The sequence below is a fragment of the Gemmatimonas sp. genome (genome assembly GCF_031426495.1).
GTDB lineage: Bacteria > Gemmatimonadota > Gemmatimonadetes > Gemmatimonadales > Gemmatimonadaceae > Gemmatimonas.
The window spans coordinates 124233-140043 of record NZ_JANPLK010000001.1 but is presented as its reverse complement, the minus strand read 5'-3'; the positions used below and the strand labels follow the sequence as shown (position 1 = coordinate 140043).

15 protein-coding genes are annotated in these 15811 nt (G+C 64.9%); 6 read left to right on the top strand and 9 right to left on the bottom strand.

Translation table 11 applies throughout. The features are described from left to right. Positions 1-212 precede the first annotated feature (212 nt). The 3 genes from RMP10_RS00625 to RMP10_RS00615 form a co-directional block, all read right to left on the bottom strand. Positions 213-542 (bottom strand): hypothetical protein, encoded by a 330-nt coding sequence (locus tag RMP10_RS00625; protein ID WP_310568587.1) that lies wholly within the window; start codon positions 540-542, stop codon positions 213-215. Next, entirely contained in the window at positions 539-1471 is a 933-nt protein-coding gene (locus tag RMP10_RS00620) for a transposase (protein WP_310568586.1), read from the bottom strand. Before RMP10_RS00620 ends, RMP10_RS00625 begins: the two co-directional genes overlap by 4 nt. 1404 nt (positions 1472-2875) lie before the next feature. Continuing rightward, positions 2876-3448 carry a transposase gene (locus tag RMP10_RS00615; RefSeq protein WP_310568615.1) on the bottom strand — a complete coding sequence of 191 codons (573 nt, stop codon included), beginning with the start codon at positions 3446-3448 and terminating at the stop codon, positions 2876-2878. Between the two features lie 17 nt (positions 3449-3465). Between RMP10_RS00615 and RMP10_RS00610 the strand changes: the two genes are divergently transcribed. Next, the gene (locus RMP10_RS00610) at positions 3466-4989 is read left to right on the top strand and encodes a YifB family Mg chelatase-like AAA ATPase (protein ID WP_310568614.1); all 1524 of its coding nucleotides are present in this window, start codon (positions 3466-3468) and stop codon (positions 4987-4989) included. A 55-nt stretch (positions 4990-5044) separates the two neighbouring features. On the opposite strand, the gene RMP10_RS00605 is transcribed toward RMP10_RS00610, so the two are convergent. The 3 genes from RMP10_RS00605 to RMP10_RS00595 form a co-directional block, all read right to left on the bottom strand. Continuing rightward, positions 5045-5920 (bottom strand): glutaminyl-peptide cyclotransferase, encoded by an 876-nt coding sequence (locus RMP10_RS00605; RefSeq protein ID WP_310568585.1) that lies wholly within the window; start codon positions 5918-5920, stop codon positions 5045-5047. A gap of 2 nt (positions 5921-5922) precedes the next feature. Beyond that, a complete protein-coding gene (locus RMP10_RS00600) occupies positions 5923-7512 on the bottom strand; it encodes a D-aminoacylase (RefSeq protein ID WP_310568583.1) in 1590 nt (529 codons plus the stop codon). A 78-nt stretch (positions 7513-7590) separates the two neighbouring features. Beyond that, positions 7591-8109: an FKBP-type peptidyl-prolyl cis-trans isomerase gene (locus tag RMP10_RS00595; RefSeq protein WP_310568582.1), complete on the bottom strand. Its 519-nt coding sequence runs from the start codon at positions 8107-8109 to the stop codon at positions 7591-7593. An 83-nt stretch (positions 8110-8192) separates the two neighbouring features. Between RMP10_RS00595 and RMP10_RS00590 the strand changes: the two genes are divergently transcribed. Further along, positions 8193-9503, top strand: a complete 1311-nt coding sequence (locus tag RMP10_RS00590) for a threonine/serine exporter family protein (RefSeq protein ID WP_310568581.1) — start codon at positions 8193-8195, stop codon at positions 9501-9503. Here RMP10_RS00590 and RMP10_RS00585 read toward each other — a convergent pair. Continuing rightward, complete coding sequence (locus tag RMP10_RS00585; protein WP_310568580.1) at positions 9500-10891, bottom strand: MFS transporter; 1392 nt, start codon at positions 10889-10891, stop codon at positions 9500-9502. The genes RMP10_RS00590 and RMP10_RS00585 overlap by 4 nt on opposite strands. 69 nt (positions 10892-10960) lie before the next feature. On the opposite strand from RMP10_RS00585, the gene RMP10_RS00580 reads away from it, so the two are divergent. After that, entirely contained in the window at positions 10961-11755 is a 795-nt protein-coding gene (locus RMP10_RS00580) for a 4'-phosphopantetheinyl transferase superfamily protein (RefSeq protein WP_310568579.1), read from the top strand. A gap of 168 nt (positions 11756-11923) precedes the next feature. Here the strand turns inward: RMP10_RS00580 and RMP10_RS00575 are convergent, their stop codons facing one another. Beyond that, positions 11924-12709 (bottom strand): ubiquinone/menaquinone biosynthesis methyltransferase, encoded by a 786-nt coding sequence (locus tag RMP10_RS00575; RefSeq protein WP_310568578.1) that lies wholly within the window; start codon positions 12707-12709, stop codon positions 11924-11926. A 28-nt stretch (positions 12710-12737) separates the two neighbouring features. On the opposite strand from RMP10_RS00575, the gene RMP10_RS00570 reads away from it, so the two are divergent. Then, on the top strand, positions 12738-13349 hold the full coding sequence (locus RMP10_RS00570) for a hypothetical protein (RefSeq protein ID WP_310568577.1): 612 nt from the start codon (positions 12738-12740) through the stop codon (positions 13347-13349). A 6-nt stretch (positions 13350-13355) separates the two neighbouring features. Here the strand turns inward: RMP10_RS00570 and RMP10_RS00565 are convergent, their stop codons facing one another. Further along, the gene (locus RMP10_RS00565) at positions 13356-13796 is read right to left on the bottom strand and encodes a vitamin K epoxide reductase family protein (RefSeq protein WP_310568576.1); all 441 of its coding nucleotides are present in this window, start codon (positions 13794-13796) and stop codon (positions 13356-13358) included. A gap of 102 nt (positions 13797-13898) precedes the next feature. Here RMP10_RS00565 and RMP10_RS00560 point away from each other — a divergent pair, with 102 nt between their 5' ends. Then, positions 13899-14261, top strand: coding sequence for a DUF485 domain-containing protein (locus RMP10_RS00560; protein ID WP_310568575.1), 363 nt, complete (start codon positions 13899-13901; stop codon positions 14259-14261). Continuing rightward, the gene (locus tag RMP10_RS00555; protein WP_310568574.1) at positions 14258-15784 is read left to right on the top strand and encodes a sodium/solute symporter; all 1527 of its coding nucleotides are present in this window, start codon (positions 14258-14260) and stop codon (positions 15782-15784) included. The genes RMP10_RS00560 and RMP10_RS00555 overlap by 4 nt, the downstream gene beginning before the upstream one ends. Positions 15785-15811 lie beyond the last annotated feature (27 nt).

Below are 15811 nucleotides of genomic sequence, written 5' to 3'. Positions count from 1 at the left end.
AACGATACGAGGAGGAGTGAAAGAACGCGCTTTGAAGCACTGCTGGAATATAGCGCGCGCAACGATACACCGCTGCGCGCGCGTGCGGGGGAAATCAGGAAATGCGATTGGTTTCAGTGCCCGGTCGTTCACTGCCAAACGAAATGCGCACCGCCCCGCAGGGTGTGTCCCGACTTCAGTTGAAATTCGGGTGAGTGCCTTGGAATAGCCGCTCACGCGACAGCGAGGCGGACACGGAGTTTGTCGGTCAGGGCCTGTTGCAGCAAGGCCAAGTGCTCGCCGCCTTTCACGCGACGGAAGTTCTTTTCGATGTGGAGGAGCGTGGCCGCGCACCATCGCTGCTTCTGATCGCTCCTTCGCCAGCGTCCCACCCGGCGCGTTTTGGCGTCGACGCGGGCCATCACACTTTCGATGAGATTGGTGGTCTTGAAGCTGGTGCCGAGCTCGGCGAAGACGTCGAGCCGATGCAGCGTCAGCGTTTCTTCCAAGCCTTCCTCGAGACGGCGGGCCGCGGACTCGTTGAGCTTCGCCAATTCAGTCACGAGCTTTTTTGCAGCGCGCGCTTGGCGTCCGCGTAGGTGGCGTGTTGGTACGCCGCCTGCAGCTTGCGCCGCCAGATCACCTGCAGGGGCTTCGTCAAATAGCTGACCACATTTTCCCGCTTGTGCCACTGGCAACGCTGCACCGGCACGTCGTCGCCGAACACGTCGCGGACGGCGGCGCGCAGCCCCTTGGCCCCGTCGAGCACCACCAGCAGGCCGGTGGGCGCACGGAATCCGCGCTCGATCAGCTCGCGGAGAAACGCGGCACACACGCGCTTGTTCTCGGTGGCGGTTTGCACGAGTCCCAAGACGCGCTTCTCGCCGGTGGTGGTGACCCCCAACGCGATGACCACTTGATCGGCCGCGAAGGACTTGCCGTCGAGCAGCAACACGAGCCACTCGCGATCATCGTGCCGCCGCTCGTGCAACGCGCGCAGCGCGTGGGCACTGGCCCCGATGAAGCGCCGGGAGACGCTCGACTTGGCCAGCCCAAACGCTTCGGGCACCGCTTCCGCCGCGGCGTCGTACTCGCGACACGACAGGCCGCCCAACACGCGACGAAACAACCCCAGATCCCGCGCGCGCGGCGTCTGTAACTGCGCGTAGGTCGCCAGCGGGACTTCCGTACTGGCGTCTCGATCCCGCACGCGCGGGACGGTGATCGGCGCTTTCTGAGCGGCGAGGAAAATCGACCCGGCTTGCGAGCCCCATCGGGCGATCCCGCCGTGGCCATCGCGATGCGCGTACCGCGCGCCCTTCAACGCCGTGTCCTCCTGCTGCAGCGCGTCCTCCACGGCCTTGAGCCCGAACGGGATCAGGGCCTGAATCATCGACAGCGCCACGGTGCCATCGTCCAACGGCGCGACCGTCTGGATCGGAGGTGATGCGGCTGGCTGGTGCGCACGCGTTTTCTTTCGTACGCTTCGCATGGGTGGTGCCCTCTGTAGTGACGTGCGAATCCTAGCCGGGATCAGCGCTTCCGTATGGAGGCACCACCCAAATTTGCATTAGCCTTAGCACAGACCCCAAGATCTTGGACAGATTCCAATTGCCTAAGCTCCCATGAAATGCAAAAGGTGCAGAGCTGCGGTTTCCTTCGCCACTCCATTTTCCTCCCCTATCGTCCAAATTGCGTGATAGAGGAGGAAAAGCAGGATTTAGATCCTGGATATACGGTTGAGTGCTATGCCTCCGAACACTTACCGTCGCACCCATCAATCCAGAGGCAACCGCACCCCGGATCACCGTCTTCTTGGTCACCGGAAGTTACTCGGCAGGAACCGGGTTCCCCGTTCGACCCATTACAATCTCCGCCCCAGCAGCTGCACCAGCTTCCGGAATTGCAGTTGCAGGCGGTCGGTCCGATGCCCATTGTCGCTAGACCAATTCGGAGCAAGCCGACGAACGCCGCTCCTGGTAGGACGCTAGCGGTCTGAACGTTCGTTTGGGATGCGGCCGGTTGCGGTTGGTTGGCGGGCCAATCTCCTATGGGTGTGTCGTCGAGCTCACCGATCAGACCAAAAATTGCGATTGTCTCTCTACGGGTGAACATTGACTTGTTCAGTGCGCATACCTCATGAAGCAGTGTCTGACGCTCAACTAGAGATTTCGTCGCGCTGAACAGTTCCGGAAGTTGCGCGATTACGGCCTGAACTTGCGCAACCTGCTTTGCCGACAACGTCGCGTTGAGTTTCGTACGGACTCCCAATTGGACAGCAGTCAACGCTGCATCGGGCAACACAAAAGACTCCAGATGCGCTTTCCAAAGAGCCATCTTCTCCCGACTTGTCAACAAACCGAATAACGGCCGCCGCCATTGTATCGGCTGCGAAGCAATCCCAGCGTACTCGGTTGGACGATTTATAGCATTTTCGGCCAGCCAAATTGTGGCCCGCTCGCGAGAAGTTGGCGGCTTATAGGCATAACCGAGTGCAGCCGTACCGATCATCAACGCTGTGGCGATTGCGACTAACCCCAGTCCATACTTCACCGTAGGCTTTTTCATGCACATTGCTCCTTAGAAAGCGGTTAACCAGCCAACTTGGAGCCTGACGATATGACTCCTGATGGAAGAGTGCGGGAAGGCAACTTGCGCATACCGCTCGCGCGTGCCCACTTCTATTCGGTGAAGAGTTTCCTTATTCGGCCCCGCCCCCCTGTTTCAGGACACTTGTTGCAAGATCGGTGTAGACGAATCGATCAATTCAATCACCATTGGCTACGACGGCAGTCGTGTCGGAGGAGTCCCTCTCGCGATGACGGCGGCAGGCGCGTGACGCAGAGGGCATGCTCGTTCCCCAGAAGCGGACACCGACTAGATCGGCGCGGAGAGGCTACACGTGATCCTTGTGGCCGACGGACTCGAAGACGACGCTTCGGGCTCGTTGCGGCGATGAGCAGATTTCCATGCGGCGCGAGTTCTGTGACCGCTTAGAAAGTGGCTTTTGAGAACCCAACTTTCGGCGGGCGTCTTTGCGGGTGAAGCACCAGGTACGCGTCGTGCGACGCCGGTTCGCCCGAGCGGTCCACGCGCGGGTCTGCCGTTGGAGCGCCCGGAGCTGATCGATGCGCTGGGTGCCGAGGCACTGCCGGGACGCGAGATTGAGTGCGATCTCGGCTCGGTTCAGCAAGCTGCCGTGCCTGGACGTGTCGTGCACCGTCGACCGTGCCCAGAGTGGTGCGCCATCTACCGGGCCGAAGTGATCGAGCAGCGCCTTCTCGCGGTGGGTGTTGAGATTGTCGAACGCCAGATGAATGGTCCACGCCTTCGGGTAGGCCTCGATCACGCGGCGCACCATGCGCGCGAAGGCGGCGGCCGTCCGATTCGGCGTGGCACACGTGAAGTGACGGCCGGCTTTGGGTTCGACGACGCCGAAGACGTTGGCGGTGCCGCAGCGGCGGTCTATGCTTCGGATTCCGGTTTCTGCTGCCGCCTTGGCCTCATCCCTGCGGGGGTTTCATCCCCACTATCACGCTCGTCGGTCTCGCCGCGACGGCAGTGAAGGAAAGCCGCGACCGCGTGCACGCGGCGCTGGCGAATTCAGGATTCACGATTCCACCACGACGGATCACGGTGAATCTCCAGCCTGGAGACTTGCCAAAAACAGGTACCGCCTTCGATCTCCCCATCGCGCTCGCCTTACTTGCCGCGAGCGGACAACTGCCGGCCGACTCGCTGCAGCACACCTGCGCGGTGGGAGAACTGGGCCTCGATGGACAACTCCGGAGCGTACGCGGGGTGCTCGCTGTGGCGCGGCATGTGGCTGCGACCAGCGACGCCCTGCTGATCGTCCCGCCCGACAATCTGGCTGAGGCGCTGCGCGTGCCGAGTGCGCGAGCGATGGCGCCACGTACGCTCGAAGAACTGGTGCACGCGCTGCGTGATGGCACGGCCCGCAGTGATACGCGACCACGACGCACCGACGCGCCACCCGATGACACACCGGACCTCGGCGACGTGGTCGGTCAGTCACTCGCGGTACGCGCCATCGAAATCGCGGCGGCCGGTTCGCACAATCTGCTGCTGGTGGGGCCACCGGGCGCCGGCAAGACCATGCTTGCCCGTCGCCTCCCGGGCATTCTGCCGCCACTCGATGAACAGGAAGCACTCGAAGTGCTCGCCATTCACTCCGTGGCCGGATTGCTGGGCCCCGAGCAGGTTCCCACCAGCGCCACGCCGGCACGCCCGTTCCGCGCCCCGCATCACTCCATCTCCACCGCCGGACTCGTTGGTGGCGGCGGATGGCCACGCCCCGGTGAAGTGAGTCTCGCCCATCGCGGCGTATTGTTTCTCGACGAGCTGTCGCTGTTCCCGCGACATACACTGGAGTCACTGCGGCAACCGCTGGAGGATGGCGTCGTGGTCGTCGCCCGCGCGGCGCGGGCCGTACGATTCCCCTCACGCTTCGCGCTGATCGCCGCGAGCAATCCGTGCCCATGCGGCTACGCCGGCTGCGATGATCGCCACTGCCGATGTTCGGTGGCCGATCTGGAACGCCATCGCGCCAGACTGTCGGGCCCACTGGCCGATCGCATTGACTTGCACGTGCACGTCCAACGCGTGCCGCCCAGCGACCTCGCCTCGCACACGCCGCAGGAACGATCGGCCGAGGTGCGGGCCCGCGTGATCGCGGCGCGCGAACGACAGCGTGCGCGATATGCCCATACCGCGGGCACGCAACCGTTGGCCGCGCTCACCAACGCCACGGCACCCGTGCGACTCATCGCGCCCGCCGCCCGACTCGAGCCCGACGCCCGCGCATTGCTCGTGCGCGCTGCTGACAAACTCACCCTCAGTGCCCGCGCGTATCATCGCGTGCTACGCGTGGCGCGCACGATTGCCGATCTCGATGACCTCGAGGTGGTGAACCGTATGCACGTGGGGGAGGCGCTGCGGTATAGGCCGGTGGTTGATGAAACGAGCATCGCAGAACTGCCAACAGCTTAGGAAGCAGTGAGGAGGGTATCAGGATGGAGGAAGCAGTAAGCGCCAGACTCATCCCCTATTTCGGCACCGTAACCTCGAACAGCCACGGCCACAACTTCCCCGTCAGCAGCACCCGATCTGTCGTCGCATCGTACGCGATCCCGTTGGCTGTCCCTCCGCGCGCCCCGACGAATAGGCGTTCTTCCGGTGTGAGCAGCGCAGCCACGTCAATCCAACCCTTCACGTTTCCGTTCAGCGGATCGATGCGCGCGATGAACGGCGTCTGGTACACATTCGCCCACAGCTCGCCACGCACCCACTCCAACTCGTTCAGCCAACGAACCGGCCGACCATCCTCCGTCACGTCGATCGTGCGCACAACTGTGAACGCCTTCGGCTCGACAATGCGAATACGCGGCGTACCATCGCTGAGATAGAGCTGTGTGCCGTCGGCGGTGAGTCCCCAGCCCTCGCCGTCGTAGCGAACGCTGTCGATGATACGCAGCGAGTCTTTCGAATACACCGTGCCCGCGCCGCGTCGCCACGTGAGTTGATACAGGCGGCCGTTGAGTTCGGCGATCCCTTCACCGAATGCGCCATTCGGTGTCGGTGTGCGGCGGATGACCCGGCCCGTGCGCAACGAGACTTCGCGCACGTCGGACTGCCCTTCCAGCCCCGTCCCCTCGAACACGCGACCACCGACGAGTAGCAACCCTTGCGTGTACGCTGTTGAATCATGCGCGTATCGCTCAACGACGGTGGGGCGCGCGAGCGGTGTACTGGGGGAGAACGGAACAGCCGGCGCCACGCCGTCAGCATTGGTGACGGTCGCCGTCATCATCCCCGACGGCAGTACGGGCGTATCACCTGGCGTCTGCGTGTCAGGGCGATCGCGACAGGCACTCACGAGCACGCACACGACCAGCAGTCGTAGCAGCGCGCAGCGCGTCATGCTCACTTCCCAGGCCGGGTCACCACCCGTCCCGCCCTTACGCCCGTCGCCTTTCCACCACTCACCGCCACCGCCCCATTCACCACCACCGTCTCGATTCCCACGGGATACTGGTGCGGCGCCGCGAACGTGCTCATGTCCTTGACCGTGGCCGCGTCGAACACGACCACATCGGCCACGTTCCCCACCTTCAGCACACCGCGATCGGTCAGGCCAAGTCGCACGGCCGGCATCTGCGTCATCTTGTGGATCGCCGTGGTGAGCGGCAGCAGTTTCTGAACGCGCACATACTCGCCGAGCACGCGCGGGAACGTGCCGTAGGCGCGCGGATGCGGATGGCCATCGCCGGGGCTCGAGATGCGGCCATCGCTGGCGATCATCGTGAACGGCGCGACCATGATGCGGCGCACGTCCTGCTCGTCGAGCACATGATAGATCGCGTTGCCGCCGCCGTTCAGCATCGCTTCCAGCACCAGCGCGGCCCCGTTCTCTGGCGTTGGCGCAAGCTTACGACGCGCGGCCCAATCCTTCAGCGTCTTCCCTTCGAGACTCTTGTCCCACGCCACGCGTGAGAATTGCACGCGCGCCAAATCGCCGCCGCCGCGATCGTTCAGAATGTTGTCGATGATGCCGCGCGTTATGCTGTCCTTGATCGCCGGTACCGCGAGGCGCTTGCGAAATTCCGCATCACCACCGGCCATCGCCCAACTCGGCACCAGCACGCCGATGCCCGTGTGCGTGGCGGTGTACGGATACTGATCCACCATCACATCGGTGCCGGCCTTTCGCGCGCTGTCCACCATGGCCAGCGTGATCGTGCTCTTGCCCCACATCTGCTGGCCCACCGCCTTGTGGTGCGTGAGCACCACCGGGATGTGCGCGCGTCGCCCGATCTCGAGCGCTTCGCCCACACCGTCCAGAAGCCCGATGCCTTCCTTGCGCAGGTGCGACGTGTAGATGCCGCCGCTGTCGCTGGCCGCCCGCGCCAGCGCGATCACTTCTTCAATGTTCGAGTACGTGCCGGGCAGGTACAACAAGCCGGTGCTCAGCCCGAAGGCGCCCTGCCCCATCGCCGTCGCCACCAACTGCTTCATGCGCGACAACTCGGCCGCATCGGGTGCCCGCGCCTGCATGCCCAGCACGGTGCGACGCACATCGTTGTGCCCCACGAGATACGCCACATTGATGCCGATGGTGGCCGTGCGCACCGAATCGAGATACGGCGCCAAGGGCAACGGTGAGCCGCCATCGGGTCCACCCAGCGCTAACGTGACGCCCTGTCGCAGCGCGCTCTCCATGAGCGGGTACTGCAGCAGCGGCTCGAGGTGCGCATGTAAGTCGATGAACCCCGGCGACACCGTGCGGCCGGCGGCGTTGATCACCCGCGCGGCGTTCGCCCGCGAGAGCGTGGGGGCCATCGCGACGATGCGATCTCCGCGGATCCCCACATCGAGTCGCTGCGCGGCGCGGCCAGTGCCGTCGAGTACCGAGCCGCCGGCAATCAGTAGGTCGAATCGTTCAGGTGTTGCCTGCGCCGGCAACGGCGCACGCACCAGGGTCAACGCCAGCGCAAGCAGCAGTCGTGCACTCATGAGTCGTCCGGTTCGGGTGCCAACGCAAAAGGGAGCAGGATCCTCTCCGCTCCCTTCGATGCAACGCTTGTCTCCTGCTTACTGCACGCCGAGGAGTTCCACGTCGAACACGAGCGTGGCGTTGGCAGGAATGGGGGCCTGTCCCTGGTTGCGGTAACCAAGCTCTGAGCCGATCACGAGCTTGCGCTTGCCGCCCACCTTCATGCCGACCACGCCTTGATCCCAGCCCGGGATGACCTGTCCGGCGCCCAGAGTGAAGCTGAAGGCGGTGCCGCCCACGTTCGTATCGAAGCGGCTGCCGTTCACGAGCCAGCCCGTGTACGTCACGCGAATCACGCGACCGGCGATCGCCTCCGCGCCCGTGCCGACCACCAAGTCCTGCACGTACAGGTTGTCGGTCTTGCGGGTCATGGCGGCAATGTTCACGCCCAAGGACGCTGCGTACGTTTCCACGGCGGGATTGGACGGGATATTCGGCGCCGTGCTGTCGGTTCCGCAGGCACTCAGGAGCGCCGCGGCGCCGAACACGGGCAGCAGCAGAGCTTGACGGACCAGCGACGCCGCGCGGCGGGTCGTAGAGGACAGAGAACGAAGCATGTGTCTCGAAGTAAGGGCGAAGAAGGGTTCTCGTAAAAGATAAGCCGTTGCGCCCGACGTCGGCTTCCCCTACGCTCAGCTTCATGGCTCGCTCCAACTTGCCCGACGCCCTCAGCATGGCCGAGAACCCGCTGGATGTGCCCATGGGGTCGACCGGCGGACATTCGGCGGTATCCCGTCGCTTTCTCCTGCAGCTGGCAAGGGCGCTCCACAAGCACGGCACGCCGGCCCATCGGCTGGAGACGGCGCTGGCCATTACGGCCCGGCGGCTCGGTCTCGAGGCTGAGTTCTTCTCGACCCCCACCAGCATCATGGTGGGCATCGGCAATCTCGACGACCAGCGCGTGTCGCTGCTGCGCGTGGAGCCCGGGGAACCCAACCTGGGACACCTCTCCACCCTGGGCGATATCACCCGCGGCGTGATCGAGGGGACGGTCTCCCCGGCCGACGGGCTGCAGCAAGTCGAGGCGCTGGAACAGCAGCCGCCACCCTATCCGCAGTGGCTGGTCCTGTTCGCGTTCATCTGCTCGTCGGCCGCCGTGTCGTGTTTCCTGAAAGTGCGCGTGGGCGACGTGCTCATTGCGTCGCTCCTTGGCTTGCTCACCGGCACGCTCGCTCTGTTGGCGGGCCGCCGCGAAAGCACGCGTCATGTAACCGAGCCCTTGGTCGCGTTCGTGGTCACGACCGTCGCGTTCACGATGGACGGGATCATGGGCACACGCAGCGGATTCGCGACATCTCTGGCCGGCCTCGTGATCCTGCTGCCCGGACTTACCTTCACGGTGGCGCTGACGGAACTCTCCACCCGTCATCTCTCCTCGGGAACAGCACGACTGAGCGGCGCGGTCGTAGTGTTCCTCGGACTGGGCTTCGGTCTCGCCCTCGGCGCACAAACCGGCGGCGCCCTCGGGCCCATCTTGCACGAGGCCATGCCGCAGCTGCAAGGCGCGTTGTCACGTGCCACGCTTCCCGGCTGGACCGAATGGGTCGCGCTGATGGTGGCGCCAATCTCGTTCGCCGTCTTGCTCAGCGCTCAGCGCCGTGACATCGGCAACATCATGGTGGCCTGCGCGGCCGCCTATCTCGTGTCGAAATTCGCCGGCGCGTCGGTGGGCGAGCAGCTTGGTGCGTTCCTTGGCGCGTTCGTGGTCAGTGCCGGCAGCAATCTGTTCGCGCGCATCAAACGCCGCACCGCGATGGTGACGCAGGTGCCCGGCCTGCTCATTCTGGTGCCGGGAAGCATCGGACTGCGCAGCATGCAGTCGCTAATTGGTCAGGACGTCGAAACCGGTATCGCCACCGGATTCCGCGTGGCGATTATCGGCATCTCGCTGGCCGCCGGTTTGTTGGCGGGCAACGTAGTGACCAGCGCGGTGAACCGGATTCGACGTTAGGCCGCGTTGTCCGCTTCGTCGGTACCCGTGTCGCGAAGCCGTTGCACCGTGACTCGGAACGCCGGACGGCCCCAGGCCAGCAGAGCGATGGCGAGGGTCATCCCGACGACGGCCGAAAGCGAGAGCGAGTACCGCAGCGCCAGCGGATCACGAAACACCTTGTCGGTGAGCAGCGCGACGGCGGTCGGACCGAGGACACCTGCCATGAGGTTCACGACCAGCTGATAGACGGCACTTCCCTGCCCTCGCATGCGCGGCGGCATCGCTTCGGCGATCGCCGCGTTGGCGGCGCCCCACGGCATGGCGGCGAAGATGTTGACCGGGACCAGCAGCGCCGCCGCAAAGATCGCCGATGGCACCAACGGATAGAGCCCGGCGAAGATCAGCATGCCCAGCCCGCCGAGCATGCCCACGCGCAGTGGTGCGTCGATGTAACCGCGCTTCGACAACGCGTCGGTAAGCCGTCCGCCCAGCACGACACCGAGCGGACCGAGGGTGGCGGTCAGCACACCAATAAGTAGACCCGCCCGGACCTCAGTGAACTCATGGGTCCGAATCAGGAAGCTGGCCAGCCACGCTCCAACGCCGTAATTCACCGAGGCCGAGCATGCAAACCCAAACGACAACGCCCCGATCGTGCGAGCGTTCGCCCGCATGTAGCGCCAAACGTCGGCAAACGGCACCCTCGCAGACACCTCGTCGCGAAGCACTCGTGTTCCTGACGCGCGGGGCTCCCTAATGGTGAGCGCCAGCAACGCCACGAGCAGGCCAGGAAGTCCGACGTAGAAGAACACCAGCTGCCACGGAAACACATCGCCGACGATCGGCAGATGCACGAGCCCTGGCTTGTCCACGCGTCCTACCACGAACGCGCTCAGCGCATACGCGACGCCCGAGCCGAGGAACGTGCCCATCATGTAGGTGCTCATCGCCACGCCAAGCGTCTTGCGCGGAAACTGCTCGGCAATGATAGACACTGCCGCGGGGCCCAATGTGGCCTCGCCGGCGCCAACACCGATGCGGGCGATGAAGAGGTGTGCGTAGCTGCGGGCGGTGCCGGTGAGCATCGTCATAATGCTCCACACGGCGGCACCCAACGCGACGATGCGGGGGCGATGCCCGCGGTCTATCCATCGGCCGATGGGGAGGCCCAGCAGCGAGTAGAACACCACGAAGCTGAGTCCCATCAGAAGACTCACCTCGGTGTCGGTGACATGCAGATCGCGCTTGATCGGCCTGACCAGCAGATTCAAGATCTGTCGATCCACGAAGCCCGAGACATTGGCGATCGTGAGGATCGCGACGGCGTACCAGGCCTGCGCCGGCGTCACGAGACGCGAGCGGGCCGATGGGCTATCCGTCGATTCGGAGCGAAGTGGCGTCGTCACGCATGAAAGGTGAACGCCCGCGCAGGGATTTGCACGCCGATCAGGCACCGGTGCGCAGTAGATTTCAGAATGTCCGACGCGATCACTCGTCCCTCACCACTAGCATGGCCGGCCGCGCAGTTCGTGCCCGCCCCGAGTGACGCACCGTCAGCGTTCACGCTGGCGCGGGTCGACGTGCCGACGCCGCTGGACCCCGATACCGGCATGTGGCTCCCGGCCATGATCGCGTCCAACCAGCTGCATCCCGACGAAGCCGCGCTCGTGGTGGACATGCCGGAAACCCGTCGTTCCACCTTCGTGGCCGGCCGCCTCGCGATGCGGGCCGCCCTCGCCGTGCACGCACCACACGATGCGTACAGCCCGATCCTCCGCACCGACCGCGGCGCACCAGTGTTGCCGCACGCGGTCGCCGGGTCGGTCAGTCACAAACACGATGCCGCGCTCGCGCTCATGTTGCCGCGTCACGGCCTGGCGCCGGGGACATCGATGCACGTGGGCGTCGACCTCGAGCATCGCCCCACTGCACGCGACGTGGCACGACCCTCCATCGCGCGCCGCATTCTCACTGTACCGGAACTCGACGCGCTCTCGGCCTTCGACGCCGACCCACTCGCGCAACGTGAACGTGTGATTCTCTCGTTCGCGCTCAAGGAAGCCGTGTACAAGGCGATCGACCCGACGGTGCGGCGCTATGTGCGCTTTACAGAGGTCGCGCTGCAGTTCACGGGCAACGGATTGGTATCGGTCTCACTGCTGCTGCCTGAGCTTTCTCGCAGCGACATGACGGTACGCGCGCAGTACTCGCTTGATGACCGTTGGATTGTGGCGACGGCGGTTGCTGAGACTACATCTGGCTCAATCTAACAAAGCAAAAGCTCGACGCGAAGAGCGCGAAGTCCGCGAAGCGCGCGAAGAACAGCAACAGAAATGTTTTGCTTGTGCTGTTCTTCGCGCCCTCCGCGAACTTCGCGACCTTCGCGTCGAAGCTTTAGTCGCTCGATATTCAAGCCGCACCGTCAGCAACCACACCGCCTACCCAACCCGCCGCGCTACATGCTGCGCAATCCCGCCGAACAGATACCACCGCACACTCACCACCTCGAACCCCTCGCGACGCAGCAGCGCCGAGAATTCATCGGCCGTCATGAAATCGCGGATGCTGCGGGCGATGTAGCCGTAGACGATCGGGTCGCGGTGCCAGAGCCAGCCCACCACGTTGCCGGCCACGCCGAGATACCGGAGGAAGAGTGCGCGCCACGGGGCGAAGCCGGGGCGGTAGAAGTCGAGCGTGACCAGCGCGCCACCCGGCCGAAGGACGCGCGCCATCTCGCGCACGCACTGCGCGGGGTCGGGCACGTTGCGCACACCGTAGCTGGCGCTCACCACATCGATGCTCGCGCGTTCCTGCGGGAGGGCCATCATGTCGCCCACCATTGGCGTCACACGACCGGCGACATCCGCGTCGACCGAATTCAGTCGCGCACGTGCCGCATCGATCATGCGCGGTGAGGCATCGAGCGCTTCCACCGTCGCCTGCGGCAGCGCGCGTGCCAGCTGTGCGGCCACGTCACCGGTGCCGCTGGCCAGGTCGAGGACGCGGCGAGCGCCGGGTGCCACCGCGATGGCGGCGGCGATCGCGCGTCGTTTCCAGCCCGCGTCCATCCCCAGCGAGAACAGCTTCGTGAACGCGTCGTAGCGCGGCGCGATGATGTCGAACATCGGCGTCACGAACGCCTGCTTGCGCGACGGATCGGCGAGATACGCGTCCACATCAAGGGAGCCGAGCTTGCGTTCGGGAGAACCGGCGGGCGGCGTCATTCAGTCCAGGACGGGGTATATTTCAGGTATGTCAGCACCGGCGCGTTCCCCTCGCGGCAGCATCAGCTTCAGCACACTGGCCCTCGTGCTGGTGGGGCTGGCCTGTACCGTGCTGATCGCGAAGCGCGCGACGGCCGAGAAGGATGTCGTGAATCTACTGGCCGACCATGGCGTCGTGGCCGGGACCGACACCGCGCCGGCCACCGCGCCCACGGCTGAGCAAGCGATCGGCACCTTCAAGGTGACCGCCTTGAATGGCAAAGTGATTCCCCTGCACACCAAGGGGGAACCGGCCATTCTCATGATCAGCTCGCGCACCTGCAGCTGGTGCAAGCGCGCGCTGAAGGATTTAGGCGTGATGTCGGCCGGCCGTCCACTGCCGCGTCTCAAGCTGCTCACCCTCGAGGGGGCCGGCGAAGGCGTAGCTATGCTCGCCAAGGAAAAGCTCACCGGTGCGCAGCTCATCGGGCCGGCCGGCAGTTCCGATCAGGTACTGCTCACCTTCCGTTATCCCGGCACGCCCACCTTCGTGGCCATCGACCGCAACGGCCGCGTGGTGCGTACGCTCCCCGGATATCCGATCCCCGACGAGATGAAGCACTGGTACGCCGTCATGGTCGGCGACCAGGACGTCCCCTAGTTCAGCTTAGGCCTGCTTGGCCAGCTTGGTCAGCCGCTTCCGGTCGAGCGTGACCAGAATCGCGCACAGCGTGATCGTGACGGCAGAAACCACGCACCACGAGCAGAAGCCTTTCAGTACGATGAACTCGCCGTACTTGAGCCGCAGCGTGAACAACACCGCCGGCCAGATCATCAGCTGCATGAGCGTATTGGGCCACGTCTCGTCTTCATACGTGGACATCGTGCCGACGGTCGCAGCCACGAACAGCATCGCGTAGCCCACGGCACCGATTAGCGCCACGTCGACGCCCAGAAACCACCCATAGCGACTGCCCTGCACGTACTCGCAGCCCCCGGCGCTGCTGCAGCCGAGCGCGCCGGTGAGTCCGAGCTTCCAAAGATGCAGATAGAGCGCGACCAGCCCAGAAATGAGGCTGCCCAACGCGATGCCCATGCGCTGTGTCACGTGAGACGTGGTATGAGACGAGGTAAGAAGGACCGAACGACGGAGACCGAACAACGGCGGGACTCTACCGCGTAAGATGCCCTGCCCGTACCTTCGCGCGCCATGACGCCTTCTTCGACTGATCGCGCGGCGCAGATCGCCGCCACGCGCACCCTCGCCCTCACGCGCTGGCGAGTGGCCGCGATCCTGACCCTGCTCATGGTCGGGGTCTACTTTGGCTTCATTCTCCTCGTGGCCTACCGCCCGGCCCTGCTCGGTGGGCTCGTGAGCGAGGGCCTGTCCCTCGGCATCGTGCTGGGCGCGCTGGTCATCGTGTCCGCCTGGGTGCTGACGCTGATTTACGTGCAGTGGGCCAACCGGGTGTACGACCCGGCGCTGGCCGCGCTCCGTGCCATGCCGGGCTCCGACGCCGCCGCGCGCGGCACGCACGACGCACACGGCGCCCCGCAGGGAGGCGCCCGATGACGCTCGGCACTCCGGATCCGGTGGCGATCGCGTTCTTCGCCGTCTTCATCGCCATCACCCTCGGCATCACCTATTGGGCGGCCCGCCGCACGCAGACGGCCGACCATTTCTATGCCGCCGGACGATCGGTGACCGCCGGCCAGAACGGCTTCGCCCTCGCCGGCGATTACATGAGCGCGGCGTCGTTCTTGGGTATTGCCGGCCTCGTGTCCACCAGCGGGTTCGACGGCCTGATCTACTCCACCGGATGGTTGGTGGGGTGGCCGGTCGTGCTGTTTCTCATCGCCGAGCCCCTGCGCAATCTTGGTCGGTATACGTTCGCCGATGTGGTCGCCTCCCGGCTCGATCCGATGCCGGTGCGCATCAGCGCCACCGTCGGCACGCTGGCCACGATCGCGTTCTATCTCATCGCGCAGATGGTCGGCGCCGGCAGTCTCATTCGCCTGCTCTTCGGCATTCCGTATGAAACGGCCGTCGTAATCGTCGGCTGCGCAATGATGGCGTACGTGCTCTTCGGCGGCATGCTCGCGACCACGTGGGTACAAATCGTGAAGGCCGTCCTGCTGCTGGGCGGTGCGGCCACACTGGCCATCATGGTGCTCGCCAAGTTCGGCTTCGATCCGCGCGCGTTGTTCGCCGCCGCGGCCGCCAAGTACGGCGCGGGAGTGCTGGCACCCGGAAAGCTGGTCAGCAATCCGCTCGACGCGATCTCGCTCGGTATGGCGCTCATGTTCGGTACCGCCGGCCTGCCGCACATCCTCATGCGCTTCTATACCGTGCCGGATGCCCGCACCGCGCGTCGTTCGGTATTCATCGCGACGGGACTGATCGGCCTGTTCTATCTGATGACGTTCGTGCTCGGCTTCGGAGCCATGGTGCTCGTCACGCCCGAGTCGATCAAGGCGATCGACGCCGGCGGCAACATGGCCGCGCCTATGCTGGCGGAGTTGCTCGGTGGACGCGCCTTCCTCGGCTTCATCGCGGCTGTGGCCTTCGCCACGATTCTGGCCGTCGTCGCCGGACTGGCGCTCTCGGGCGCCGCCGCGATCTCGCACGACATCTGGGCCAGTGTGATCCGTAAGGGACACCCCAAGCCCGGTGAAGAGATCAAAGTCGCGCGCATTGCGACGGTCGTACTGGCCGTCGTTGCCATGATCCTGGGCATCGCCTTCAAAGGGCAGAACGTGGCGTTCATGGTCGGTCTCGCCTTCGCCATCGCGGCCAGCGCGAACTTCCCGGCCTTGGTACTCAGCGTGTTCTGGCGCCGCACCACCACGGCCGGCGCCGCCAGCAGCATGATCGTGGGCGCCACCTCCACCCTCGTGCTCATCGCGCTGTCGCCGGCGGTACAGATCGATCTGTTGCACCACGCGACCGCGATCTTTCCGCTCAAGAATCCGGCGCTGGTCACCATTCCCTTGTCGTTCGCGACGGGCATTCTGGTGTCGCTGCTGCGGCCCGATCCGGCCAGTGAAGCCCGGCACGAGGCCATCGAAACTCGCCTGTTGCTGGGCGCCGACTAGACCACTCGGCAGAAATTTCCGCTCCGG